The organism is Bradyrhizobium sp. TM233 (genome assembly GCF_036247965.1).
Lineage (GTDB): Bacteria > Pseudomonadota > Alphaproteobacteria > Rhizobiales > Xanthobacteraceae > Bradyrhizobium > Bradyrhizobium ottawaense.
In genome coordinates this window covers 37,821-60,026 of record NZ_BTIG01000002.1, presented here as the reverse complement: position 1 = coordinate 60,026, position 22,206 = coordinate 37,821, and the positions used below count along the sequence as shown (strand labels likewise).

18 protein-coding genes and 1 other RNA gene are annotated in these 22,206 nt (G+C 65.9%); 4 read left to right on the top strand and 15 right to left on the bottom strand.

Going from position 1 to position 22,206, the window contains the following annotated elements; translation table 11 throughout:
- Nucleotides 1-6: 6 nt before the first annotated feature.
- The 6 genes from mraY to rsmH all read right to left on the bottom strand — a co-directional run bounded on the left by mraY (nucleotide 7) and on the right by rsmH (nucleotide 7,331).
- Nucleotides 7-1,110 (bottom strand): phospho-N-acetylmuramoyl-pentapeptide-transferase, encoded by a 1,104-nt coding sequence (mraY, locus tag AABA86_RS06215; protein ID WP_018318673.1) that lies wholly within the window; start codon nucleotides 1,108-1,110, stop codon nucleotides 7-9.
- Between the two features lie 179 nt (nucleotides 1,111-1,289).
- Nucleotides 1,290-2,669: a UDP-N-acetylmuramoyl-tripeptide--D-alanyl-D-alanine ligase gene (locus AABA86_RS06210; protein WP_338306193.1), complete on the bottom strand. Its 1,380-nt coding sequence runs from the start codon at nucleotides 2,667-2,669 to the stop codon at nucleotides 1,290-1,292.
- Nucleotides 2,666-4,126 carry a UDP-N-acetylmuramoyl-L-alanyl-D-glutamate--2,6-diaminopimelate ligase gene (locus AABA86_RS06205; RefSeq protein WP_338306192.1) on the bottom strand — a complete coding sequence of 487 codons (1,461 nt, stop codon included), beginning with the start codon at nucleotides 4,124-4,126 and terminating at the stop codon, nucleotides 2,666-2,668. The genes AABA86_RS06210 and AABA86_RS06205 overlap by 4 nt, the downstream gene beginning before the upstream one ends.
- An 80-nt stretch (nucleotides 4,127-4,206) precedes the next feature.
- The gene (locus AABA86_RS06200; protein WP_338306191.1) at nucleotides 4,207-5,949 is read right to left on the bottom strand and encodes a peptidoglycan D,D-transpeptidase FtsI family protein; all 1,743 of its coding nucleotides are present in this window, start codon (nucleotides 5,947-5,949) and stop codon (nucleotides 4,207-4,209) included.
- Entirely contained in the window at nucleotides 5,946-6,338 is a 393-nt protein-coding gene (gene ftsL, locus AABA86_RS06195; RefSeq protein WP_028145538.1) for a cell division protein FtsL, read from the bottom strand. Before ftsL ends, AABA86_RS06200 begins: the two co-directional genes overlap by 4 nt.
- A gap of 3 nt (nucleotides 6,339-6,341) precedes the next feature.
- A complete protein-coding gene (rsmH, locus tag AABA86_RS06190; RefSeq protein WP_338306190.1) occupies nucleotides 6,342-7,331 on the bottom strand; it encodes a 16S rRNA (cytosine(1402)-N(4))-methyltransferase RsmH in 990 nt (329 codons plus the stop codon).
- Between the two features lie 524 nt (nucleotides 7,332-7,855).
- Between rsmH and AABA86_RS06185 the strand changes: the two genes are divergently transcribed.
- A complete protein-coding gene (locus AABA86_RS06185) occupies nucleotides 7,856-8,638 on the top strand; it encodes an N-acetylmuramoyl-L-alanine amidase (protein ID WP_038971256.1) in 783 nt (260 codons plus the stop codon).
- 151 nt (nucleotides 8,639-8,789) lie between these two features.
- Here the strand turns inward: AABA86_RS06185 and AABA86_RS06180 are convergent, their stop codons facing one another.
- A complete protein-coding gene (locus AABA86_RS06180; RefSeq protein WP_338306189.1) occupies nucleotides 8,790-10,022 on the bottom strand; it encodes an RNA polymerase sigma factor in 1,233 nt (410 codons plus the stop codon).
- A 22-nt stretch (nucleotides 10,023-10,044) separates the two neighbouring features.
- A complete protein-coding gene (locus tag AABA86_RS06175; protein WP_212249984.1) occupies nucleotides 10,045-10,398 on the bottom strand; it encodes a YciI family protein in 354 nt (117 codons plus the stop codon).
- 150 nt (nucleotides 10,399-10,548) lie between these two features.
- Here AABA86_RS06175 and rnpB point away from each other — a divergent pair.
- Nucleotides 10,549-10,975: RNase P RNA component class A (gene rnpB / locus AABA86_RS06170), an RNA gene on the top strand.
- Between the two features lie 74 nt (nucleotides 10,976-11,049).
- Here rnpB and AABA86_RS06165 read toward each other — a convergent pair.
- Nucleotides 11,050-11,514 carry a DUF983 domain-containing protein gene (locus AABA86_RS06165; RefSeq protein ID WP_445083450.1) on the bottom strand — a complete coding sequence of 155 codons (465 nt, stop codon included), beginning with the start codon at nucleotides 11,512-11,514 and terminating at the stop codon, nucleotides 11,050-11,052.
- A gap of 49 nt (nucleotides 11,515-11,563) precedes the next feature.
- On the opposite strand from AABA86_RS06165, the gene AABA86_RS06160 reads away from it, so the two are divergent.
- On the top strand, nucleotides 11,564-12,934 hold the full coding sequence (locus AABA86_RS06160; RefSeq protein WP_338306187.1) for an aminotransferase-like domain-containing protein: 1,371 nt from the start codon (nucleotides 11,564-11,566) through the stop codon (nucleotides 12,932-12,934).
- Between the two features lie 7 nt (nucleotides 12,935-12,941).
- Here the strand turns inward: AABA86_RS06160 and AABA86_RS06155 are convergent, their stop codons facing one another.
- Nucleotides 12,942-13,202, bottom strand: coding sequence for a hypothetical protein (locus AABA86_RS06155; RefSeq protein ID WP_212249987.1), 261 nt, complete (start codon nucleotides 13,200-13,202; stop codon nucleotides 12,942-12,944).
- A gap of 226 nt (nucleotides 13,203-13,428) precedes the next feature.
- Between AABA86_RS06155 and AABA86_RS06150 the strand changes: the two genes are divergently transcribed.
- Nucleotides 13,429-14,172 carry a sulfite exporter TauE/SafE family protein gene (locus AABA86_RS06150; RefSeq protein ID WP_338306186.1) on the top strand — a complete coding sequence of 248 codons (744 nt, stop codon included), beginning with the start codon at nucleotides 13,429-13,431 and terminating at the stop codon, nucleotides 14,170-14,172.
- 3 nt (nucleotides 14,173-14,175) lie between these two features.
- Here the strand turns inward: AABA86_RS06150 and AABA86_RS06145 are convergent, their stop codons facing one another.
- From AABA86_RS06145 to AABA86_RS06125, 5 genes are all read right to left on the bottom strand, one after another.
- Nucleotides 14,176-15,441 (bottom strand): O-antigen ligase family protein, encoded by a 1,266-nt coding sequence (locus tag AABA86_RS06145; RefSeq protein ID WP_338306185.1) that lies wholly within the window; start codon nucleotides 15,439-15,441, stop codon nucleotides 14,176-14,178.
- Between the two features lie 73 nt (nucleotides 15,442-15,514).
- Nucleotides 15,515-16,921: an MATE family efflux transporter gene (locus AABA86_RS06140; protein WP_338306184.1), complete on the bottom strand. Its 1,407-nt coding sequence runs from the start codon at nucleotides 16,919-16,921 to the stop codon at nucleotides 15,515-15,517.
- 67 nt (nucleotides 16,922-16,988) lie between these two features.
- Nucleotides 16,989-18,788 carry an ABC transporter ATP-binding protein gene (locus AABA86_RS06135; protein WP_338306183.1) on the bottom strand — a complete coding sequence of 600 codons (1,800 nt, stop codon included), beginning with the start codon at nucleotides 18,786-18,788 and terminating at the stop codon, nucleotides 16,989-16,991.
- Between the two features lie 487 nt (nucleotides 18,789-19,275).
- On the bottom strand, nucleotides 19,276-20,859 hold the full coding sequence (locus AABA86_RS06130; protein WP_212249992.1) for a DHA2 family efflux MFS transporter permease subunit: 1,584 nt from the start codon (nucleotides 20,857-20,859) through the stop codon (nucleotides 19,276-19,278).
- 29 nt (nucleotides 20,860-20,888) lie between these two features.
- Nucleotides 20,889-22,202: an HlyD family secretion protein gene (locus AABA86_RS06125; protein ID WP_212249993.1), complete on the bottom strand. Its 1,314-nt coding sequence runs from the start codon at nucleotides 22,200-22,202 to the stop codon at nucleotides 20,889-20,891.
- Nucleotides 22,203-22,206: the final 4 nt, after the last annotated feature.

Sequence of the window (22,206 nt, the reverse complement as noted above, 5' to 3'; positions counted from 1 at the left end):
GATTGATCACCGCAGCTTCAGCGTGGACAGGCCGGCAAGCGCCAGCATCACCGAGATGATCCAGAAGCGGATCACGATCTGCGGCTCGGTCCAGCCGAGCTGCTCGAAATGGTGATGAATCGGCGCCATCCGGAAGATGCGCTTGCCCGTCAGCTTGAACGACACGACCTGCACGATGACGGAGACCGCCTCGAGCACGAACAGGCCGCCGATCACCGCGAGCACGATCTCGTGCTTCACCGCGACCGCGATGGCACCCAGCATGCCGCCGAGCGCGAGCGAGCCGGTGTCGCCCATGAAGATCGAGGCCGGCGGCGCGTTGAACCAGAGGAAGCCGAGGCCGGCGCCCAGCAGCGCGCCGCAGAGCACCGCGAGCTCGCCGGTGCCGGCGACATATTTGATCTGCAGATATTCGGCGAACACGGCGTTGCCGGCGAGATAGGCGATCATCGCGAAGCTCGCGGTCGCGATCATCACGGGAACGATGGCGAGGCCGTCGAGCCCGTCGGTGAGGTTCACCGCATTGCCGGAGCCGACGATGACGAAGGCGCCGAAGATGACGAAGAACCAGCCGAAATGCAGCACAGTGTCCTTGAGGAACGGAATCGTCAGCGCGGTCGATGCGGGATCGCGGTTCAGCCGCACCAGCGCATAGCAGGCCACCAGCGCGATCGCCGCCTCGATCAGCAGCCGAAGCTTGCTGCCGAACCCGGTCGTGGTCTGCTTGGTCACCTTGAGGTAGTCGTCATAGAAACCGACGAAGCCGAAGCCGAGCGTCACCGCCAGCACGATCCAGACATAGGGGTTGAGCGGATTGGCCCACAGCACCGTGCCGACCGTGAGGCCGGACAGGATCATCAGCCCGCCCATGGTGGGCGTGCCCTTCTTGGCGAGATGCGATTGCGGACCGTCGGTCCGGATCGGCTGACCCTTGCCCTGACGGATGCGCAAGTGATCGATGATCCAGGGCCCGAACAGGAACACGAACAGCGCGCCGGTGACGACGGCGCCGCCGGTGCGGAAGGTGATGTAGCGGAAGACGTTCAGGAAGGTGCGAACGGCACCGAAGCCCGGAAATGTGTTGGAGAGCTCTATCAGCCAGTAAAACATTCAGACGGTCCTATGGCGCCTTTGCACACGCGGTCTCGGCCTTGATCTTGGTCTTTACCTTGGCCTCAACGTGCCTCACGCGCATTCGCTGGTCTTCATCATGGGTCGCGACCTCCGGTAAACCGGACGGCTTCGCTCCGCAAAGGGGTGGGATTCGGGAACGGCGCCTTCCAAGCAGTTTACGCCTTTGCCTGCAAGGCGGCCACCAGGCCCGGCACAAACTTGTTGACCCAGAACATCTTCTTGCTGCCCTTGACAACCACGACGTCGCCTGCCTTCAGCAGGTTCGCGACCTCACTCGGCTTTAAGGTGGCGGGATCGTCGTGCCAGCCGAGGCCCTTGCCGGCCGGGAGCACATCATAGAGGTGGCGCATCAGAGGGCCGACGCAGTAGATCCCGTCAATCCCGTCGAGATGCTTGGCAAGGCCGGTGTGATAGCCTGGTGCATCATCGCCCAGCTCCAGCATGTCACCGAGCACCGCGACGCGGCGGCCGCCGGTCACATTGCGCGCCTGCAGGCTCTGCAGCGCAGCGGCCACGCTGGCCGGATTGCCGTTGAAACTGTCGTCGATCACGGTGATACCGCCGACCGCCTGCTCGACGCCGCGGCCGGTCATGATGCCGACCCGGTCGAGCTTGATCGCCAGCGTCGACGCATCGAGATTTGCCGCACGGATGGCGGCGAGCGCGGCCAGCGCGTTCTGCACGCGGTGCGGCGCGCCCGGCGTCAGGCTGAAGGCGATCTGCTTCTTGCCGATCATGGCCACGACCTGCCAGCTCTCGCCATGCGGCGCGTGCGTGACCTCATGCACCTCGGCATGCTCGCCGAAGCGCACCACCTTCCCCTTCCATTCGGATGCCTTCAGCCCGGCGGGCAGCACCAACACGCCGTCGTCGGGCAGGCCGAGCGCGATCGACACCTTCTCGCGGCGGATGGCTTCGAGCGAGCCGAGCTTTTCCAGATGCACCGGCTGGACATTGACAACGAGTGCGACGGTGGGCCGCGTCAATTCGCTGAGCCGCGCGATCTCGCCCGTCTGGTTCATGCCCATCTCGACGACCCAGAGGCTGGCATCGGGCCTGGCATTGCACAGCGTCAGCGGCACGCCCCAGAAATTGTTGAAGCTGGACGGGCTAGCATAGGCATTCGGATAGGCCGCCAGGAATTCCTTGGTGCTGGTCTTGCCGGCGCTGCCGGTGAGCCCGATCACAGGCCCGCGGAAGCGGGCGCGGGCGGCGCGTGCGAGGCCCCAGAGGCCGTTGATCAGCGTGTCCTTCACGACGATCTGGGGAATGCGGATGCCCGCGATCTCGTGCGGCACGATCATCGCAACCGCGCCGGAAGCTTCCGCCTTGTCGGCGAACTCCCAGCCGTCGCGCGCACTGGCGAAGGCCGAGATGAAGCCGCCGCTCGGCGTACCGCTGAGCGCGACGAACAGGCTGCCCGGCTTCACCAGCCGGCTGTCCTGGGTGACGAAGTCGATCGGCGTGTCCGGGAACGATCCGTCCGCACCCAGTGCGTGCGCCACTTCGGCAACCGTCCATATCGGCGCGCTCATGCAACCCTCGACGCTAATGCGGCGGCAACCGCCTCGTGATCACTGAAGGGCAAAACCTCTCCGCCGACGATCTGCCCGGTCTCATGCCCCTTGCCGGCGACGAGCAGCGCATCGCCCTCCTGCAATTCCTCGACCGCGGCGCGGATCGCCGCAGCGCGGTCGCCGATCTCGCGGGCGCCCTTGGCGGTGGCAAGGATCGCGGCGCGGATCGCTTCCGGCTTCTCGCTGCGCGGATTGTCGTCGGTGATAATGATTCCGTCGGCGTTCTCGGCCGCGATCTCGCCCATGATCGGACGTTTGCCGGCATCACGGTCGCCACCTGCGCCGAACACGACGACCAGCTTTCGTTTCGCATAGGGCCGTAGCGCCTGCAGCGCCTTGGCGAGCGCATCGGGCTTGTGCGCATAGTCGACGAAGATCGGCGCGCCGTTGCGCTCGCCGACGCGCTCGAGTCGTCCCTTGGCGCCTTCGAGATGTTCGAGGCTTGCGAACACATTGGCAGCATCGCTGCCGGTCCCGATCGCAAGGCCAGCCGACACCAGCGCGTTCTCGATCTGGAATTCGCCGACCAGCGGCAGCCGGATCGCATAGCGCTTGCCGCGATGTTCGACTGTCAGCCTTTGCGAGAAGCCTTCGACCACGGCCTCAGTGAGACGAATACCCTCGCCTGCCCCGTCGCCGTTGCGACCGACCGCCATCACGCGCAGGCCGCGCGACTTCGCGGCATCGATCGCTTCCGCCGAGCAATCGTGATCGGCCGAGATCACCGCGACACCGCCCGGGGACACGAGTTCCCGGAACAGGCGGAGTTTCGCTGCAAGATAATGCGCGACGGTCGGATGGTAGTCCATGTGATCGCGGGAGAGATTGGTGAAGCCGCCGGCGGCGACGCGTACGCCATCGAGGCGATACTGGTCGAGCCCGTGCGAGGACGCTTCGAAGGCGAGATGGGTCACGCCCTCGCGCGCGATCTCATCGAGCTGCCGGTGCAGCGCGATCGGATCCGGCGTCGTCAGCGAGCCATAGACGGTGCGCTTGGGCGAGACCAGGCCGATGGTGCCGATGCTGGCGGAGGCATGCCCCAGCCGCTCCCAGATCTGGCGTGTGAAGGCTGCGACCGAGGTCTTGCCGCTGGTGCCGGTCACCGCGGCAATGGTCGCGGGCTGCGACGGGAAGAATCTTGCCGCGGCCAGCGCCAGCGCGCGGCGTGGATTGGCAACCGTGACGAACGGCACCTTGCCGCCGCCATCAGGCGCATGGTCGCCGACGACGGCCACCGCGCCTGCGGCCGCCGCGGCATCAATGAAGCGTGCGCCGTCGGTCTTGCTGCCCGCGAGTGCGAAGAAGAGATCGCCGGCCTTGACCACGCGGCTGTCGAGCGCAATGCCCGTCGCCTCGAGCGCCGCGACGGCGGGCTCGATCGCGGCATCATTGCCTAAGAGGTCGCGCAGCTTCATGGTCTTCCAGTCGCCGTACCGGAAAGCCGAATCTTGAGGAAAATCCCCGACTCAGCAGCGGCTACGGCCCACCCGATTGATTACTGGGTTGTCCTGGATGCTGCAAGAATAAGGCGCTCCGCAGGCGGCAGGTCGAACCGCGGCTCGACGCCCAGAAGCGGCGCGATCCGCTCGATCACCTTGCCGCCGGTCGGCACCGTGTTCCAGCCCGAGGTGATGAAGCCCTTCGTTTCAGGAATCGCCTGCGGCTCGTCCAGCATGATCAGGATCTGATATTTCGGATCGTCGCAGGGCATGATGGCGGTGAAGGAGTTGAGCACGCGCTTCTTGGCATAGCGGCCGTTGATGACCTTTTCGGACGTGCCGGTCTTGCCGCCGACATAGTAGCCCTTGACGTCAGCGGTCTTGGCGGTGCCGATTTCGGCGTTGAGCCGCATCAGGAACCGCATCTTGTCGCTGGTCTCCGTCTTGATCACGCGCTTGGCCATCGCCGCCGCTTCGGATTCGCTGCGCTTCATGAAGGTCGGCGGAATCAGATAGCCGCCGTTCACCAGCGCGTTGATGCCCATCACCGCCTGCAGTGGCGCCACCGACATGCCCTGGCCGAACGCGATGGTGACCGTGTTCAGCTCACCCCACCGGCGCGGGATCAAAGGAGCCGCGCTCTCCGGCAGCTCGGTGCGCAGCCGCGTCAGCTGGCCCATCTTGGCCAGGAACGCCTTGTGCGCCTCGACGCCCTGACCGAGCGCGATCCGCGCGGCGCCGATGTTGGACGAGAAGGTGAACACTTCCTTGGTGTTGATGAAACGCCCGAGCGGATGGCTGTCGTGGATGGTGAACTTGCCGTAGTGCAGGTTTCCACGGGCATCCCACGACGTGTTCAAATTGATCTTGCCGGAATCGAGCGCCATCGCCAGCGTGAACGCCTTGAAGGTCGAGCCCATCTCGTAGACGCCGGTGGTCAGGCGATTGATGCGGTCGGGGTCATGCGCTTCCTTCGGATTGTTGGGATCGAAATCCGGAAGCGAGACCATTGCCACGATCTCGCCGGTCTTGACGTTGGAGACGATGCCGGAGGCGGCCTTGGTGTGGTACTTCTCCTTGGCCTTCAACAGCTCGTCGCGCAGCGCGTGCTCGACGCGCAGATCGATCGAAAGCTCGATCGGCTTCTGCAGCCGGTCGGTGGCAAAGCCGGCGCGATGGAGATCGGCGAGGCCCTGATTGTCGAGCCACTTCTCCATGCCGGCGATGCCCTGGTTGTCGATGTTGACCAGACCGATGAGGTGGGCGACCTCGTTGCCGGTCGGATAGACGCGCTTGTTCTCGCGCAGGAAGCCGATGCCGGGAATGCCGAGCTTGTGGATGGCCTGCTGCTGCTTGGCCGTGACCTCGCGCTTGAGCCAGACGAAGCCCTTGCGCGTCCTCAGGCGCTCGCGCACCTCGGCCTCGTCGAGGTCGGGCACGGTCGCCGTGAGCAGCTCGATCGCCTCGTCCTTGTCGATGATGCGGCGCGGCTCGCCGAACAGGCTCGCCGCCTTGACGTCGGTCGCAAGGATGGCACCGTTGCGGTCGACGATGTCGGGCCGTGCGGTCGCCACCACCTCCTGCGCCGCGGCGCGGCGCGCGCCGTGGGCATCGGCGCCGATGGCAAACATCACGAGCCGGCCGCCGATCAGGGCGTAGACCGAGGCGAAGGCGAGCATGGCAAGACCAACGCGCGCGCGCGCCTTCGCGGCGCGGTCGACATTGCGCCCGTAGAGCAGGCTGCGGATCAGCCGCTGGCGCCAGGGTTCCGTAGGTCTGGCCGGGGTCGCAGCGCTCATTGCTTGTCCTCGGGCTGAGGCACGGAGCCCGTCACATTGTCGGGATCGCTCGCGGCTTCGATGGTGTTGAGCATGGCTCCGATCGGATCGGGCTCGCCAGGCCTGAACATCCGCGGCGGACGCTCCGGCAGGTTCTTCAGCGAATCATATTGCGTGCCGTTGACCGGCTTGAGCTGCAGATGCCGGTCGGACAGGCCCTGCAATCGATGGGGCGCATCGAGCTTGGCCCATTCGGATCGCAGCGAAGCGATCGCGTCGCGCTGCTCGCGGATTTCCGCATGCAGCCGCAGCACCCTCTCGGTGCGCGCCGTGGAGTCCATCTTGATCCGGTAGACATAGGCGGCCGCGAAGATCAGCGCGCCAATGACGAAGAGGTGGATGATGCGCATGCGCTAGCCTCCCCTCATCACGTCGGAGAGTTTTGGCCAGGACGATGGCTCGCCTTCGTCATGCGCGGGCGCCGAGGTGCGCTCGGCGGCGCGAAGCTTTGCGGAACGCGCGCGCGGGTTATGCGCGACTTCCTCCTCGCCGGCAATCACTGGCCGCCGCGTCAGAAGCTGGAAGCTCGGCGGAACCTGCGCCACCTCCGGCAGGTGCCGCGAGCCGCCGCCGGTTTTCGAACGCTCGGAGAGGAAATTCTTGACGATACGATCTTCCAGCGAATGGAAGGAGACCACGACGAGGCGTCCGCCCGGCTTGAGCACGCGCTCGGCCGCAGCGAGCGCGGTCTGAAGTTCCTCGAGCTCTTCGTTGACGAAGATGCGCAGGGCCTGGAACGTCCGCGTCGCCGGATGAATGTCGCCGGGCTTCGAGCGCACGATCCTGCCGATGAGGTCGGCGAGCGCGCGTGTGGTCGTGAACGGCGTCTCCTGACGGTCGGCCACGATGGCGCGCGCGATGCGGCGCGAATGCCGCTCCTCGCCGAGGAGATAGATGATGTCGGCGAGATCACCTTCCGAGGCGCGGGCAACGACGTCGGCCGCAGTCGGCCCCGCCTGCCCCATCCGCATGTCGAGCGGACCGTCGAGGCGGAACGAGAAACCGCGGCCGGCCTGGTCGAGCTGCATCGAGGACACGCCGACATCCATCACGACGCCGTCCACGGCCTCGACACCTTGTGCCGCGCAGACCTCAGCGAGGTTGGAGAAGCGGTCCTCGACCAGCGTCAACCTGCCCGCGGAGCGTTCGACCAGTTCGGCACCGCCCGCGATTGCGGTGCGGTCGCGGTCAATGGCAATGAGCCGGGTTCCCGGCACGTCGAGGATCGCGCGGCTATAGCCGCCGGCGCCGAAGGTGGCATCGACGTAGATACCGCCATCGCGCGGGGCGAGATGGGCGACGGCCTCACGGCCAAGAACGGGAATGTGCGGAGCCGAGCTCATGCGCCACGCCTGCTGGAGGGCCAGCCTGACGTCCAAGCGAGATTGGGGACGAACAAGCCCATGACGCCTCGAATGACTCCGTGTCGCGGCGGTTCCACAACCCCACCGTCCAGCATGGTTACCACGCCCGGTCGTCCCGGGCGGCCAACCCAGTGTTCCCAGCGGAATTTGTCGGGCAGCCATGGGATTTCGAGCCAAAATACGCTTTGGCCGCCTCCGGACGCGGGTCGGCTCTTCATCGCTCAGTAACGGCCCTTAGCGTTAAGAAAGCGTTGCTCGGCTCGTGACAAGTCGAAAAGCTGGTGAGGCGGTGATGCTTCATCCACACACTTGCGCCAAAATGCATCCGTTAACCGCGCCGCGCGATTGCGCGGGGTGGAGGGTAAAGGAATAGTAAAGAGAAGGGCTTGGCCCACTCTCCGTCTGACCTTGGTTTGTCTATGCCGCCGTCCGGTTCGTCCACACCGTCTGGATCTGATTCGAAGCGTCAACGCGTTCTCCCGGTTCCCAAGGCCGCGGCGAGCATGAGGGCGTTCGAGCCGGATTCCTCGATCGTGTCCGACATCATCCCCTCGCCGAACTACGGCGAGCGCAACAAGGCACGGCAGCCCGATATGATCGTGCTGCACTACACCGGCATGCCCGATGTCGAGGGCGCGCTGGCGCGGCTGTGCACGGCGGGGACCGAAGTCTCGGCGCATTACGTCGTGCTGGAGGACGGCCGCATCGTGCAATGCGTGCCCGAAACCAGGCGCGCCTGGCACGCCGGCGTCTCGTCCTGGGCGGGCGAGGACGACATCAACTCCTGCTCGATCGGCATCGAGATCATCAATCGCGGCCACGACTGGGGCTACCCGGAATATCCGCTGCGCCAGATCGCCGCCGTGATCGCGCTGTGCCGCGGCATCATGCTTCGCCGCAAGGTGCCGGCCCACCGGGTGCTCGGCCATTCCGACGTCGCGCCCGCGCGCAAGAAGGACCCCGGCGAAAAGTTTCCGTGGCACTCGCTGGCCAATTCCGGCGTCGGTCACTGGGTGACGCCGGCCCCGGTCGTGCGCGGCGAGACCCTGATGCTCGGCACCATCAGCGACGAGGTGCTGAGCCTGCAGCAGGCGCTCGCCCGATACGGCTACGGCGTGCCGCTGACCGGCAAATACGACGCAGCGACCATGGAAGTCGTCACCGCCTTCCAGCGCCACTTCCGCCCGGCCCGGCTCGATGGTGTCGCCGACCATTCGACGCTTTCGACATTGCAGGCTCTGCTGGCGAGCCTGCCGGCGGAGGGAACGACCGTCGCGTCGAAGTGACGGTGATGGCCGCGCAGTTCGCTCTCGTGTCCCGGACGCGCCAAGCGCGAGCCGGGACCCAGTCGGCGACACGTCCCGCGTCGATAATGGGCCCCGGCTCTGCAGCGCACCGTCGAAGAGACGCTGCGCTGCGTCCGGGGCACGAGAGCCCCTACCCCATCTCCCGCACCCGCCGCGCATAGAGCCGCCGCAGAGGCTCGAGCTGTGTCGCCTCCGCCGCGGCACGATACGCCTCGCGCGCCTCTTCCGTCCGCCCCAACCGCCGCAGCAGATCCGCGCGCACGGCGGGCAACAGCTCATAGCCGCGGAGCCCGCCTCGGGCGCTGATCGCATCGACGAGATCGAGCGCACGTGCCGGCCCATCGACCATCGACAGCGCGGCAGCGTGGTTGAGCTCGATCACCGGAGAGGGACCGATGCGCAGCAACACCTCATAGAGCCCGGCGATCTGCGGCCAGTCGGTCTGCGCAAAGCTCGGCGCGCGCGCATGCAGCGCGGCGATCGCGGCCTGCACAGCATAAGGCTGCGGCCGGCCGGGGACGCGCAGCGCGTCCTCGACCAGACGCAGGCCCTCCTCGATCTGCGCGCGATCCCACAGCATGCGGTCCTGCTCCTCGAGCAGCACGATATCGCCGGCCGAGGTCTCGCGCCCGGCGCGGCGCGCATCGTGCAGCAGCATCAGGGCCAGCAGGCCCTTGATGCCGCCGCGATCCGGCATCAGCCGATCAAGCAAGCGGCCGAGCCGGATCGCCTCAGTCGCAAGATCGGGCCGCATCAGATCCGCCCCCTCGGTCGCGACATAGCCCTCAGTGAAAACGAGATAGATCACGGCGAGCACGCCATCGAGCCGCGGCGCCAGCGCGTCGCGCTCGGGCACCTCGTAGGGGATGCCGGCGAGCCTGATCTTCTGCTTGGCGCGGACCAGCCGCTGCGCCATTGCCTCCTCGCCGACGAGAAAGGCGCGCGCGACCTGCGTGGTCGACAATCCGCAGACGGTGCGCAGTGTCAGCGCGACCTGGACTTCTGGCGCGAAGGCCGGATGGCAACAGGTGAAGATCAGCCGCAGCATGTCGTCGTCGAGCGTTGCCGGCGGCTCGTCAGCGACTTGCGCGTTCAGCTCGATCTCGTGCACGAGCGCCTGCTGCTTGCCGCGGAAGACAGCCTGGCGCCTGACGCGATCGATCGCCTTGTGCCTGGCGACACTGACCAGCCAGGCCCGTGGATTGTCGGGGACCTCGCACACCGCCCAGCGTTCCAGCGCGACGGCAAAGGCATCCTGAAGTGCGTCCTCGGCGAGATCGAAATCGCCGACGAGGCGGATCAGCGTGGCCAGTGCCCGCCCCGCCTCGTCGCGGAAGATCTTGTCGATCTCGTGAGGTGTCATGCGTCGCCGCGCAACTGCGTCATCACTTGTCGTAAACCCAGATCGGTCGCACCTCGATCGAGCCGATCCGCGCGCTCGGAATGCGCGCCGCGATCTCGATCGCAGCGTTCAGATCCTTGGCCTCAATCAGATAATAGCCGCCGAGCTGCTCGCGGGTCTCCGCAAACGGTCCGTCGGTCGTCAGCATCTTGCCGTCGCGCACACGGACCGTCGTCGCGGTCGTGGTCGGCCGTAGCCGATCGCCGGCCTTGAAATTGCCGTTCCGGATGATGGATTGCGTGAAGGCCTCATACTCCGCCGACATCTTCTGGCTGGTTCCCGTGTCAACCTTCGCGTACTCGGCCTCGTTCTGGTAGATCATCAGCAGATATTGCATCGCTTCACTCCTGTTGTTCGGCTGTGTTGCCGACATCCAGTCGAACGGGGCATGCTCCAAACGACATCTTCAGGATAAATTATTTCGAGCGGATCGTGGGTCGCGATATCGGCTTGACGAAACCGTCACAAATGCCCCATGCGTTACCAGTCAGTCGGCCGGACGGCCGCTCCGGCAGGTGCCGAAAGGCCGCCGGGGAGGAAAGTCCGGGCTCCCTTGACATACGGTGCCGGATAACGTCCGGCGGGGGCGACCCCAGGGAAAGTGCCACAGAGAACGAACCGCTCCGCTTCGCCTTCGGGCTTCGCGGAGTAAGGGTGAAAAGGTGCGGTAAGAGCGCACCGCGGGTCCGGCAACGGAGCCGGCATGGCAAACCCCACCGGGAGCAAAACCGAATAGGGACGGCGTAGCGGGCTGTTCGCGAAAGCGATAACGCCGCGGGGCGATGTCAGGCCCGCCGTCCGGGTAGGTTGCTCGAGGCCGTGTGCAAACACGGTCCCAGAGGAATGGCCGTCACGTATCGTTCGCGCAAGCGGACGGTGCCTTACAGAACCCGGCTTACAGGCCGGCTGATATCTTGCAACGAGGGGTTCGATGCTGACCGCATCGGACCCCTCACCATTTTCAGGAACGCCTCAACGCCGCCGCGCTTCAGGCCGCGCGCGTGTCCGCCTTCACCAGCACCGGCGCGAGCTCAATGGCTTCGCGCCGCTGCTTGCTCGCCTCGAAACCGTGCATGCCGATCTGCCATTGCAGCCCGACGATGGCGCCCTTGGTCGGCTGCAGCAGCGCGAGCGAGGCGAACAGCGTCACCGGCAACCACACCGCCAGTTGCAGCCAGACCGCAGGTGCATACGCGGTCTCGACCGCGAGGATCGCCGGCACCACGAGATGGCCGACCACGACGATCACGAGATAGGCGGGAAAGTCGTCGGCGCGCTGGTGAAACAGCTCCTCACCGCAATGGTCGCAGGCCTCGGCCACCTTCAGGAAACGGCCGAACAGATGGCCCTCGCCGCAGTTCGGGCATTTGCCGCGAAAGCCGCGCCACATCGCCTTCGCCAGAGAGACTGAACCTGCAGCCATGACCCCACCTCTTCCGTTTCGACGATCCATACAATAATGTCTTGCATCCATACATTCAAAGGAAATGGACTTAAATTGCATGGATTGGAGCCCGACAATCTCGGAGCTATCAGGGCCGCGCTATCAGCGCATCGTCGAGGCCATGGAAGCCGACATCGCCGCCGGTCGGCTGGTGCGCGGCCAGCAATTGCCGACGCAGCGCGCGCTGGCAAAGGCCCTCGGCGTCGACCTCACCACGGTGACGCGCGCCTACACCGAGGCGCGGCGACGCGGCATCATGGAGGCGCGGGTCGGACAGGGCTCGTTCGTGTCGGAAACCAGCGCGCGCCGCGCGATCGACCTGCCGCATCCCGTCGCGATCGATCTGTCGATGAACGTGCCGCCACATCCGCTGGAGGCGCAGCTCGACGAGCGCATCATCGCCGGGATGGAAGCGATCCGCGCGCAATCGGGCTTGACGGCGTATCTCAATTACCAGCCGTCCGGCGGCAGCGCGCATGAGCGCGAGGTCGCCGCGCGCTGGATGCGCTCACGGGTGCCGCACGCGCATGCCGACAGGCTGGTGATCTTTCCCGGGGCGCAGACGATCCTGTTCAACCTGCTCGCGCACCTTACGAGGCCTGGCGATATCGTGCTGACGGAGGCGCTGACTTTCCCCGGCATCAAGGCCGCAGCAGCGCGGCTCGGCACCAAGCTCGTCGGCGTCGCCATGGATGACGGCGGCATCCTGCCCGATGCGCTGGCAAAGGCTTGCCGCGTGCACCGGCCCAAGGCCGTCTATCTCATTCCGACGCTGCACAATCCGACCACGGCGACGCTTGCCCCCGAGCGGCGCAGTGCGATCGCAAAGATCATCCGCGATACCGACACGATCCTGATCGAGGACGACGCCTACGGCCTGCTCGACCGTTCGGCATCGCCGATCGCGGGTCTCATTCCGGAGCGGACTTATCTTGCGACCACGCTGTCGAAATGCATCGTGCCGGCGCTGCGCGTTGCCTATCTGGTGACGCCCGACAACGACGCGCAGCGGGAGATGCGGACATGCTTGCAGGCAACCGTACAGATGCCGGCGCCGCTGATGGTCGCGCTGGTGACGCATTGGATCGAAAGCGGCGTAGCCGATCGCATCATCACCGCCATCCGCAACGAGGCGGTCGGCCGTCAGCAGCTCGCGCAGCGCGCGCTGAAGGGCTTCCAGTTCCTGGCCAAGCCTGCGGCGCATCATCTGTGGTTGCGGCTGCCCGAGGGCCGGCCCGACGTCGCGGCGCATCTGTTGCGGAATGGACTGGCGATCGTCGCCGGCGATGCCTTCACGGTCGATGGGACACCGCCGCATGCGGCACGCGTCTCGCTGGGGGCGGCACGAAACAGATCTGAACTGACGGAAGCGCTGCGCATCCTGGTCGGCGCGCTGCAGAAGCCCGCCGACACCAGACAGATCGTCTAGATTCTTCTTACCGGTGGTGACGGCGGTGGCGAGGACGAACGGCCGGGGTCGCACCTGACGGATAAGCCGCATAGGCCTCGCTCGGTGCCACTGCCTCGCCACGGGCCGCCTGCGCCGCAGGCGTGAGCCGGCCACCATTCAGCACATCGCGATCAGGATGAGCGGCCTGATAGGCCGCAGGCTCGGAGAACTGAGCCTGGGCAAATGTCGGCATCAAGGCCGCTGCCGACAACAATGCAGCCGCAACGGCGATGTTGGTACGGGTCATGGTCATTCTCCGTCATCTCGTTCGGGACTGGCCGATTCAGCGAGCACGATCGCGGCGGGGTGCCCCGGGATCAAAGTACGACCGTCATGTAGGCGTGTCTTCCGCGAAAGCCCGATGCCGCAGATCACGCTTGCGTGCAGCATGGATTGACCTGCACGGCCGCAGGCGTGTTATGCGGACGATGACGATCAACTGTTCGGGATCGCCCGGCGACGAGGAGATTCTGTTGGAAACGCTCACCTACGCGCTGCTGCTGCTCGGCGCATTGGCCGGCGGCTTCGTCTCGGGCCTGGCCGGGTTCGGCACGGCGCTGATGGCGCTCGGCATCTGGCTCTACGTGCTGCCGCCCTCGCTCGCGGTGCCGCTGGTGCTGATCTGCTCCGTGATCGCGCAGACCTCTACGCTACCCTCGATGTGGAAGAGCTTCGACCTCTCGCTGGTCTGGCCGTTCCTGATCGGCGGTCTCATCGGCGTGCCGCTCGGCACCATGCTGATCGCCTCCGCCGATCCAAAAGTGTTCAAGCTGAGCGTCGGCGTTTTAATTCTGATCTTCTCGAGCGCTCTCTATCTGAACAAGAGGCCGCTCGCGATCAAATTCGGCGGCCGCCTCGCCGACGGCGCGATCGGCTTTGCCGGCGGCATTCTCGGCGGCCTCGCCGGGCTGTCCGGGCCACTGCCGATCCTGTGGGCCAACATCCGCGGCTGGAACAAGCACGAACGGCGCGGCATCTTCCAGCTCTTCAATTTCACGGTGCTCGCAGCCGCACTGGCGCTGCAGACCGCATCGGGTCTCGTCGAGCTCAAAGTGGTCTGGCTGGCGCTGGTTGCGTTTCCGGGCACCTTGATCGGCGCCTGGGCCGGCGCGCGCGTCTATCACGCCCTGAACGACAAGCATTTTGGCGATGTCGTGCTTGGCCTGTTGTTCCTGTCGGGCCTGACCCTCGTCTGCAACAGTCTCGGCGCGCTCTAGCCCTCACGCCCTCTTCGCGAGCGCCATGCCGCCGGCGACACCAACGCCGAGCACATAGATCCAGCCCGGCGTGAAGTCGAACAAATGCGTGTTGAGCAGCGAGGTCAGCATGTTCTGCACCACGACCAGCAGGCCGATCCAGCAGGCCAGCCCCTCGCCGCGAAACAGCGAGAGATGCACAAACCAGAGCGCGTAGAGGATCAGGACACCGACGACGCCCCACTGCACGGCCACGCTGAGGGTCTGATTGTGCGGGTTGCTGACGATCTCGCCACGCAGCGGATCGCTCTCCGCAACCGCAGCCGCACTTTCAAACAGGCCGCGGATCGCGCCGGTGCCGTGACCGACCAGCGGCGCATCGGCAATGAAGCCCAGCGACTTCCGCCAATATTCCAGCCGTGAGCCCATGCCGCTGACCTGACCATCCAGCACGCTCGTCTCATAGTCGGCCTGAAATTTCGCAACCGTCATGCGCAGATGCGGCGACACGCCAACGAGCAGCACGGCCGACAGCGCCATCGTGCCCGCGACAAGCAGCGCCGCGCGCCGGCGCAGATGCAGGAGCGCGAACACCATCACCAGGATCGGCAGCGTCACGAGCGCCGTGCGCGACACCACGACGAAGATCATGTTGGCGAGAAATCCGATCGCGAGCGCCGCAGACAGCGCGGCGATCCGAACGCGGCCTTGGCGGAGCAGCATCACGATCGGATAGACCAGCGCGAGCGCACAGAGCGTGAACTCCTGGCTCTGGTCGATATAGTTGCGCACCGCGATCCCGCTTTCGACCTTGTAGGGCCCGCGCGACAGATAGAGCTTCAGCGAGAGTGCGGGGTCCATGGCGACGGCGAAGGAATAGAGCATCAAGGCCGCGCAGGACGCCAGGAAGGCGGAAAACACCCAATGGCCGTACGGCCAACGCTCGAACTGGTAGATCAGGAGCGGAATGACCAGCAGCTTCGCCGACGGTCCGATCGCATGAAGGCGTTCCGGCCATGGCGCATCCGACCAGAGCGTGCCCACGGCGGCGAGCGCGACCAGTGCGATCGGCAGCAGGCAGATCGGGCGAAGCAGCGAACGCGGAAATGCGCGCAGATCGACGAACGCGAACGCGATCAGCCAGGGCATGAGCGCGAAGGTCAGCCCGGTCGTTGTCCACGGCAGCAGCAGCGCGATCAGCCCGACGAAGCGGGCCGGCGTGCGATAGCGCGCCGCCCAGATCGCGGCGAGCCATGATGCCGCCCGCTGCTCGTTCGTCACTCCGGTCATTGGCCCTTCTGCAGCCCACCATCCCCGCCGACCGGCAAGTTAGCCGGAGCAGCCGGGATGGAACAAGCTGCCGTTACGCAGGCTCGCGGGCGAGAGGCGCAATGGGTTCGGCGCTCTCCTGCACCGGGGCCGTCTTGTCCGGCGCCGAAGTCAGGCGCTTCCTGAATTCCCGGCGCAGCAGCCACAGGCTCAGGCCCGCCTGCAACATTGTCGTCGCGACCGACAGGTACCAGACGTACTCGATGCGGAAGCCCGGACGCGTCGAGAGCCAGATCGCCGGCAGCGAGTAGGTGAACACACGCGTCGCCGAGCTCAAAAGCACCGGCCTGGTGTTGCCAAGGGCCTGAAACATGCTCGAGCAGGTGAAGATCAGGCCCTGTGCGATCATGTTGAGCGAGATGATCCGCAGGAACAGGTAAGCGATCTCCATGGTCTCGCGGTCGTTCGAGAATCCGGCGAGCAGCAGCTCCGGCTTCACTTGCGCAAGGGTCATGAAGCCGGTCATCATGATCGTGACGATCAAAGCGGCCTTGACGAAAGTTTCCCGCACACGCGCAGCGTTGGCTGCGCCGACGTTCTGGCCGGCGATCGGCCCGGCCGCCAACCCGACCGCAAGCGCCGGCATGTTGATCAGGCCGAGCACGCGCTGCCCGATGCCAAAGCCGGCCTGCGCAGCCGCGCCGAAATCGCGCAGCACGTAATAGACCACCGCCATGAAGATGAACATCATCGCGAACTCGCCACCGGCCGGCAGTCCGACATTGAGGATCCGCTTCAAATGGTGCGGCTGCGGACGCCACTGCGCCGGATGGAAGGCGACATAGCGCTCGACCTTGCGGAAATACGCCAGCAGCATCAGGGCGCCGATGGCGACCGCGATCGAGCTCGCCAGCCCCGCGCCGGCGACGCCGAGCGCATGGCCGGTGCCCCAGCCCGAGATCAGCACCGGCGCCAGCGCGATGTTGATGGCCACGGCAACCGCCTGCACCAGCATGGTCGGACGTACGATGCCGGTCGCGCGCAGCGCGGCGCCCATGACTTGGGTCGCGAACTGCAAGGCGAGCGCCGGCATGAACCACAGCAGATAGGTAGTCCCCGCCTCGATCGTGGCTTGATCCGCGGCGATCGAACGCATGTATGCGCGCGACAGCGCGGCACCTGCGGCCAGGGTCAACAGTCCGAACAGCACCGACAGCACGATCGCCTGATTGAAGATCAGGTTCGCATCCGGCCGGTCCTTGCGTCCCACGGCATGTGCGATCAGGGCCCCCGCGCCGACACCGAGCACCTGCATCATCCCGTTGACGAGAAAGCCAACATTGCCGGCCGCGGCGACGCCCGCCACGGCGGCATCGCCCAGGCCCGACACGAAGTACAGATCGACCAGTTGGCAGATCATGATCGAGATCATGCCGGCCATGATCGGCGGCGTCATGGCCAGGATGTGTCTCACGATGGAGCCGTTCGTCAGGTCTTTCATGTCATTCCATCCTTGACGCATTCCTTGGCGGCGCGACTGCGGGACTTTCGTCCGCAGTCGCGCTGCCTCACTCCGCTGCAGCGATATGCCCGAGCTCCACCACCTGGCGCTCGAACAAGCCGCGATAGATGCCGCCGGGTCTGGCCGCGAGCGTGGCGTGGGTGCCCTGCTCGACGATCTCGCCGCGGTCGAACACCAGGATGCGATCGAGGCTGCGCACCGTCGACAGCCGGTGCGCGATCACGATCGAGGTGCGGCCCTTCATCAACCGCTCCATCGCCTCCTGGATCAGCGCCTCCGATTCCGAATCGAGGCTCGAGGTCGCCTCGTCCAGGATCAGCACCGGCGCGTCCGCCAGGAACGCGCGCGCCAGCGCCACGCGCTGCCGCTCGCCGCCCGACAGTTTCACGCCGCGCTCGCCGACCAGCGTGCCGTAGCCCTTCGGCAGGCGCAGGATGAAGTCGTGCGCATTCGCAAGCCGCGCCGCCTGCTCGATCGCCTCGAGGCTGGCACCGGGCCGGCCATAGGCGATGTTCTCGGCGAGCGAGCGGTGGAACAGGATCGGGTCCTGCTGCACGATCGCGATCTGGCTGCGCAGCGATTGCTGCGTGGCCGATGCGATGTCCTGCCCGTCGATCAGCACGCGGCCGCCGGTGACGTCATAGAGCCGCTGCACCAGCTTGACGAAAGTGGTCTTGCCCGACCCGGAGCGTCCGACGAGGCCGACCCGCTCGCCGGCCCGGATCGTCACCGACAGCCCGTCATAGAGCGGCGCGCGATGGCCGCCATAGTGGAACGTGACGTCGTCGAACACGATCTCGCCGCCCTCGATCGCGATCGGCCGGGCATCGGCCGCATCGGCGATACCGATGGGCTCTGCATGAATCGCCACCAACTCGTCCATGTCGTTGACCGAGCGCTGGAGGTTGTTGATGTGCATGCCGACGTCACGCAAATAGGCGTGGATGATGTAGTAGCTGGTCAGCACATAAGTCACGTCGCCAGGCGAGGCATGTCCCGACATCCACAACAGCACCGCGCCGCCGATCACGGACGTGCGGAGGCAGAGCAGCAGCGAGAGCTGCGCCATGGCCGTGTAGTTGTAGCGCAGCCAGGTCCGCCGCACCCGCACCCGCCAGCGGTTGATGACGCGAGCGAGCCGGGAATCCTCGCGCGCTTCCGCGCCGAACGACTTCACCACGGCATTGCAGGTCAGGGCATCCGCAAGCGTGCCACCGACCTTGGTGTCCCAGGCATTGGAGACTCGCGCGGCCGGCGCGATGTAGCGCGTCGAGAACACGACGGTGATGGTGACGTAGAAGAACGCGCCGACCGCGATCACCACGCCGAGCGAAGCCCAGTGCATCCCGATCAGGACCATTGAGCCGATCAACACCAGCAGCGAGGGCGCTAGCGCCATCAGGATGGTGTCGTTGAGCAGGTCGAGCGCCCACATGCCGCGCGTGATCTTGCGCACGGTCGAGCCCGCGAAGGAGTTTGCGTGCCAGTCGGTGGAGAAGCGCTGCACACGGATGAAGGCCTCCTGCGCGACGTCCGACATGGTCTTGAGCGTGAACGGCACGATCGCCTGCAGGCCGGCCAGCCGCAGCACCACGGAGGCCGCGCCCAGCGCCACGATGGCGCCGAAGGCAACCAGGGCGGCATGCCGCGCATCGGGATCGGACGGGCCGCGCGTCAGCGCATCGACCAGCCGGCCCGAGAAGACCGGCATGAACAGGTCGGCGATGGTCGCACCCAAGAGGCCGCCGGCCACGATCAGCCCCCGTCCCGGCTGCTTCAGCCAGTGCCGGAACACGAAGGGCAGCACCAGGCGTATCGCCGCGGGCTTTTTTGAGAGAGCGGTCATGACATCATCCGGCCGCTTCGCGCGGGCCGGCTCCATCGATGGACGCGAACCGGCCACGAGAGCCGGACGGGCGTCACTTAAAGTTGGCTTTGACTTGGGAAAGAAAGCGATCGGGTCGCTTGGTCGAAAACTTGGCCCAATCGAAACTGGCGGAGGAGGCCTCTAACAGGCCGCGTACATACCGAACCAGACCATCATCGAGCGCGGGCGTACGATCTGCGAATGCGACGAAATCATGCAAATCCCTCCCGGTTCGATTGAATGAGGTGCGCTTTATAGATGTGTCGTTCGCGACTTGCAACGGGGCTCGCGCGAGATCACGGATGAGTGTTGCAATTTGGTGCGGGGGCCAGCACCTCACCCTCCGCGGTCATGCCCCGCGCAGGCGGGCATCCAGTACGCCGCGGCCCGTCCGCATCACACTAAAGCTGGTGGAATACTGGATCGTCCGCCTGCGCGGACGATGACACCGAGCGCGGAGCTCGCATCAATGCGCGTCGCCGCCGCCGGTCAGCGAGGCCGGCTTGTTCAGCAGCGTCACCAGCAGGGTGAGGCCGAGATAGAACAGCGTCAGCACGAAGAAGGCATCGCCGAAGCTCATCACCACGGCCTGGCGGTGCACGAGTTGGGAGAGCTGCTTCATCGCCATCAGCGTGGAATCGCCGAGCCCCTGAAATTTCTGCATGAACATGGTCAGGGTTTCGGTCGCGGTCGCATTGCCCCAGGTCACGCGCTCCTGGAGGCGGGTGATGTGCAGATCGGTGCGGTCGTTGAGCACGGTGTTGATGACGGCGAGGCCGACCGCGCCGCCGAGGTTGCGCATCAGGTTGAACAGGCCCGAGGCGTTCTTCACCCTGTCCGGCGCCAGCGTGCCGAGCGCGATGTTGTTGGTGGGCACCATCGCGAACATCATGCCGACGCCGCGCAGGATCTGCGGCACCAGCAGCTCGTAGAAATCGTAGTCGCGCGTGATCCACGTCATCTGGTAGGAGCCGATCGCGAACACGACGAGGCCGAACGCGATCATGTAGCGCATGTCGACCTTCACCATGAGGCGGCCGACCAGCGGCGCGACCAGGAACATGGTGATGCCGGAGACGAACATGGTCTCGCCGATCATCAGCGCGCTGTAGCCGCGCACTTCGGCGAGATAGCGCGGATAGATGTAGGTCAGGCCGTAGAGGCCGATGCCGATGCAGAACTGCAGCACGCAGCCGATCGCGAAATTGCGATTGGAGAAAGTGCGCAGGTTGACGATCGGCTCGGCCGCCGTGAAGACGCGCCAGAAGAAGGCGATCGCCGAGATCGCGCAGATCCAGGCGCAGATCGCGACCGACGTATCCTGCATCCATTCATATTGCGGACCCTCCTCCAGCACGTATTCCAGCGTGCCGAGGAAGCCGGCCATGAACAAGAGGCCCCACCAGTCGAAGCGGTCGAGCAGCTCGAAATGCGGTTCGTCGAAATCGACCAGCGCCAGCACGCCCAGGGTGATGCCGATGCCGGGCACGACGTTGATGAAGAACAGCCAGTTCCACGACATCAGGTCGGTGATGTAGCCGCCGACCGTCGGTCCGATCGTGGGCGCCAGCGTCGCGACCAGGCCGATGATGGGGCCGACGATGTGGAATTTGGAGCGCGGAAAAACGGTATAGGCCGAGGCGAACACCGTCGGGATCATGCCGGCGCCGAGAAATCCTTGCAGCGCGCGCCAGAGGATCATCTCCTCGATGGTGGTGGCAAACCCGCAGAGCAGGCTCGAGGCGGTGAAGCCGGCCGCCGAGATCGCGAACAACAGCCGCGTGCCGAAGGCGCGCGACAGGAAGCCCGACAGCGGGATCGCGATGACCTCGGCGATCAGATAGGCGGTCTGAACCCAGGAGACTTCGCTGGAGCTCGCTGACAATCCGGCCTGGATTTCGCTGAGGGAGGCCGAGACGATCTGGATGTCCAGGATCGACATGAACATCCCGAACACCATGATGATGAACGCGAACAGCCGCTTCGGCGCGATGCGCTCCGAAGCGGGGTTCGCCATCATGGCAGGTGAAGCAGTGGTGGCGTTGGCCATGGTCCGACCTCGCAGCGCTGAGGCTGTCGCTACTGCGGGTGGATCGCGGTGGGATCGTCGAGGTCGACCTCGCTGTCGGCGTCGGCCGCGCCCTTGTTGGTGTCGACGGTGGCATAGACCGACATGCCGGCGCGGAGCAGGTTCTGCTTCGCCACCGACTTCGGCACGCGGATGCGGACCGGCACGCGCTGCACGATCTTGGTGAAGTTGCCGGTCGCATTGTCGGGCGGCAGCAGCGTGAACACCGAGCCCGCGCCCGCCGCGATGCTGTCGACGACACCGGAGAACTTGCGCATGCCGTAGGCATCGACCTTGATCGTCACCGACTGGCCGGCACGGATGCGCTTGAGCTGCGTTTCCTTGAAATTGGCGTCGATATAGACGTCATCCAGCGGCACGATGTTGCCGAGGCGCTGGCCGACGGCGACGAAGTCGCCGGTGTTGACCAGGCGATTGGAGAAGGTGCCGTCGACCGGCGCGCGCACCGCGGTGAAGCCGAGGTCGCGCTCGGCCTTGGCGAGCGTGGTCTTGAGCTCGGCGAGCTGGGCCTGCGCTTCGGCCTGCTGCGCCTTGGCGACATCGACATTGCTGATTGCAACGTCGTAGGCGGCCTGCGCGGCCTTGACCGCAGCGGCACCCTGGTCGCGTCCGGCTTCCGAGCTCTCGAAGGTGGCGCGCGAGGCAAACCCCTTGTTGCTCAGGGCCTGCTGGCGCTCATAGTCGAGATCGGCCCGCTTGAGGCCGGCCTCTGCCGAGACGAGTTGCGCCTTGGCCTGGGCCACCTGGCTGTCGAGCGCGGCGACCTGGCGGCCGATGCGATCGATGGTGGCCTGCTGGGTCGCGATCCTGGTCGCGGCGGCATCGACCGCGATCTTGTAGTCACCGTCGTCGATGCGGAGCACGACGTCGCCCGCTTTCACGGTGGTGTTGTCTCCGGCGACGATCGAAGCGATGTGGCCGGAGACGCGCGCGCCCAGCATGGTGTTGTTGGCGCGGACATAGGCGTCATCGGTGGAGATGTAGAAGCGGCCGACCAGCGTGTAGTAGCCGGCATAGCTCGCGGCCGCGAGCGCCAGCACGAGGCCGACGCCCATCAGGACGAATTTGCGCTTGCCGGATTTGGGAGCGCCGGCGGCGGGTGCCTCCGGCGCAGGTGCGACCGGCTTGTCGGTCACGGGCTTCTCCGGCGCCTCGGCGGTGCGGCGCCTGGCTTCCTCGGCCACGTGAGAGCGCAATTGCTCGGCAAGGGGTGCAGCGTTCTCGATCGCAGCATCACCATCCGCGTGCTCTTCCACCGCTTCCTGGCGAAGGACGCGCGCAGCCTGGTCTCTCGATACGGCCATAAAG

Excerpts from the sequence above, each read along its gene's own strand:
- mraY (WP_018318673.1), bottom strand. The coding sequence starts at position 1,110 with ATGTTTTACTGGCTGATAGAGCTCTCCAACACATTTCCGGGCTTCGGT.
- AABA86_RS06210 (WP_338306193.1), bottom strand. The coding sequence starts at position 2,669 with ATGAGCGCGCCGATATGGACGGTTGCCGAAGTGGCGCACGCACTGGGT.
- AABA86_RS06205 (WP_338306192.1), bottom strand. The coding sequence starts at position 4,126 with ATGAAGCTGCGCGACCTCTTAGGCAATGATGCCGCGATCGAGCCCGCC.
- AABA86_RS06200 (WP_338306191.1), bottom strand. The coding sequence starts at position 5,949 with ATGAGCGCTGCGACCCCGGCCAGACCTACGGAACCCTGGCGCCAGCGG.
- ftsL (WP_028145538.1), bottom strand. The coding sequence starts at position 6,338 with ATGCGCATCATCCACCTCTTCGTCATTGGCGCGCTGATCTTCGCGGCC.
- rsmH (WP_338306190.1), bottom strand. The coding sequence starts at position 7,331 with ATGAGCTCGGCTCCGCACATTCCCGTTCTTGGCCGTGAGGCCGTCGCC.
- AABA86_RS06185 (WP_038971256.1), top strand. The coding sequence starts at position 7,856 with ATGAGGGCGTTCGAGCCGGATTCCTCGATCGTGTCCGACATCATCCCC.
- AABA86_RS06180 (WP_338306189.1), bottom strand. The coding sequence starts at position 10,022 with ATGACACCTCACGAGATCGACAAGATCTTCCGCGACGAGGCGGGGCGG.
- AABA86_RS06175 (WP_212249984.1), bottom strand. The coding sequence starts at position 10,398 with ATGCAATATCTGCTGATGATCTACCAGAACGAGGCCGAGTACGCGAAG.
- AABA86_RS06165 (WP_445083450.1), bottom strand. The coding sequence starts at position 11,514 with ATGGATCGTCGAAACGGAAGAGGTGGGGTCATGGCTGCAGGTTCAGTC.
- AABA86_RS06160 (WP_338306187.1), top strand. The coding sequence starts at position 11,564 with ATGGATTGGAGCCCGACAATCTCGGAGCTATCAGGGCCGCGCTATCAG.
- AABA86_RS06155 (WP_212249987.1), bottom strand. The coding sequence starts at position 13,202 with ATGACCCGTACCAACATCGCCGTTGCGGCTGCATTGTTGTCGGCAGCG.
- AABA86_RS06145 (WP_338306185.1), bottom strand. The coding sequence starts at position 15,441 with ATGACCGGAGTGACGAACGAGCAGCGGGCGGCATCATGGCTCGCCGCG.
- AABA86_RS06140 (WP_338306184.1), bottom strand. The coding sequence starts at position 16,921 with ATGAAAGACCTGACGAACGGCTCCATCGTGAGACACATCCTGGCCATG.
- AABA86_RS06135 (WP_338306183.1), bottom strand. The coding sequence starts at position 18,788 with ATGACCGCTCTCTCAAAAAAGCCCGCGGCGATACGCCTGGTGCTGCCC.
- AABA86_RS06130 (WP_212249992.1), bottom strand. The coding sequence starts at position 20,859 with ATGGCCAACGCCACCACTGCTTCACCTGCCATGATGGCGAACCCCGCT.
- AABA86_RS06125 (WP_212249993.1), bottom strand. The coding sequence starts at position 22,202 with ATGGCCGTATCGAGAGACCAGGCTGCGCGCGTCCTTCGCCAGGAAGCG.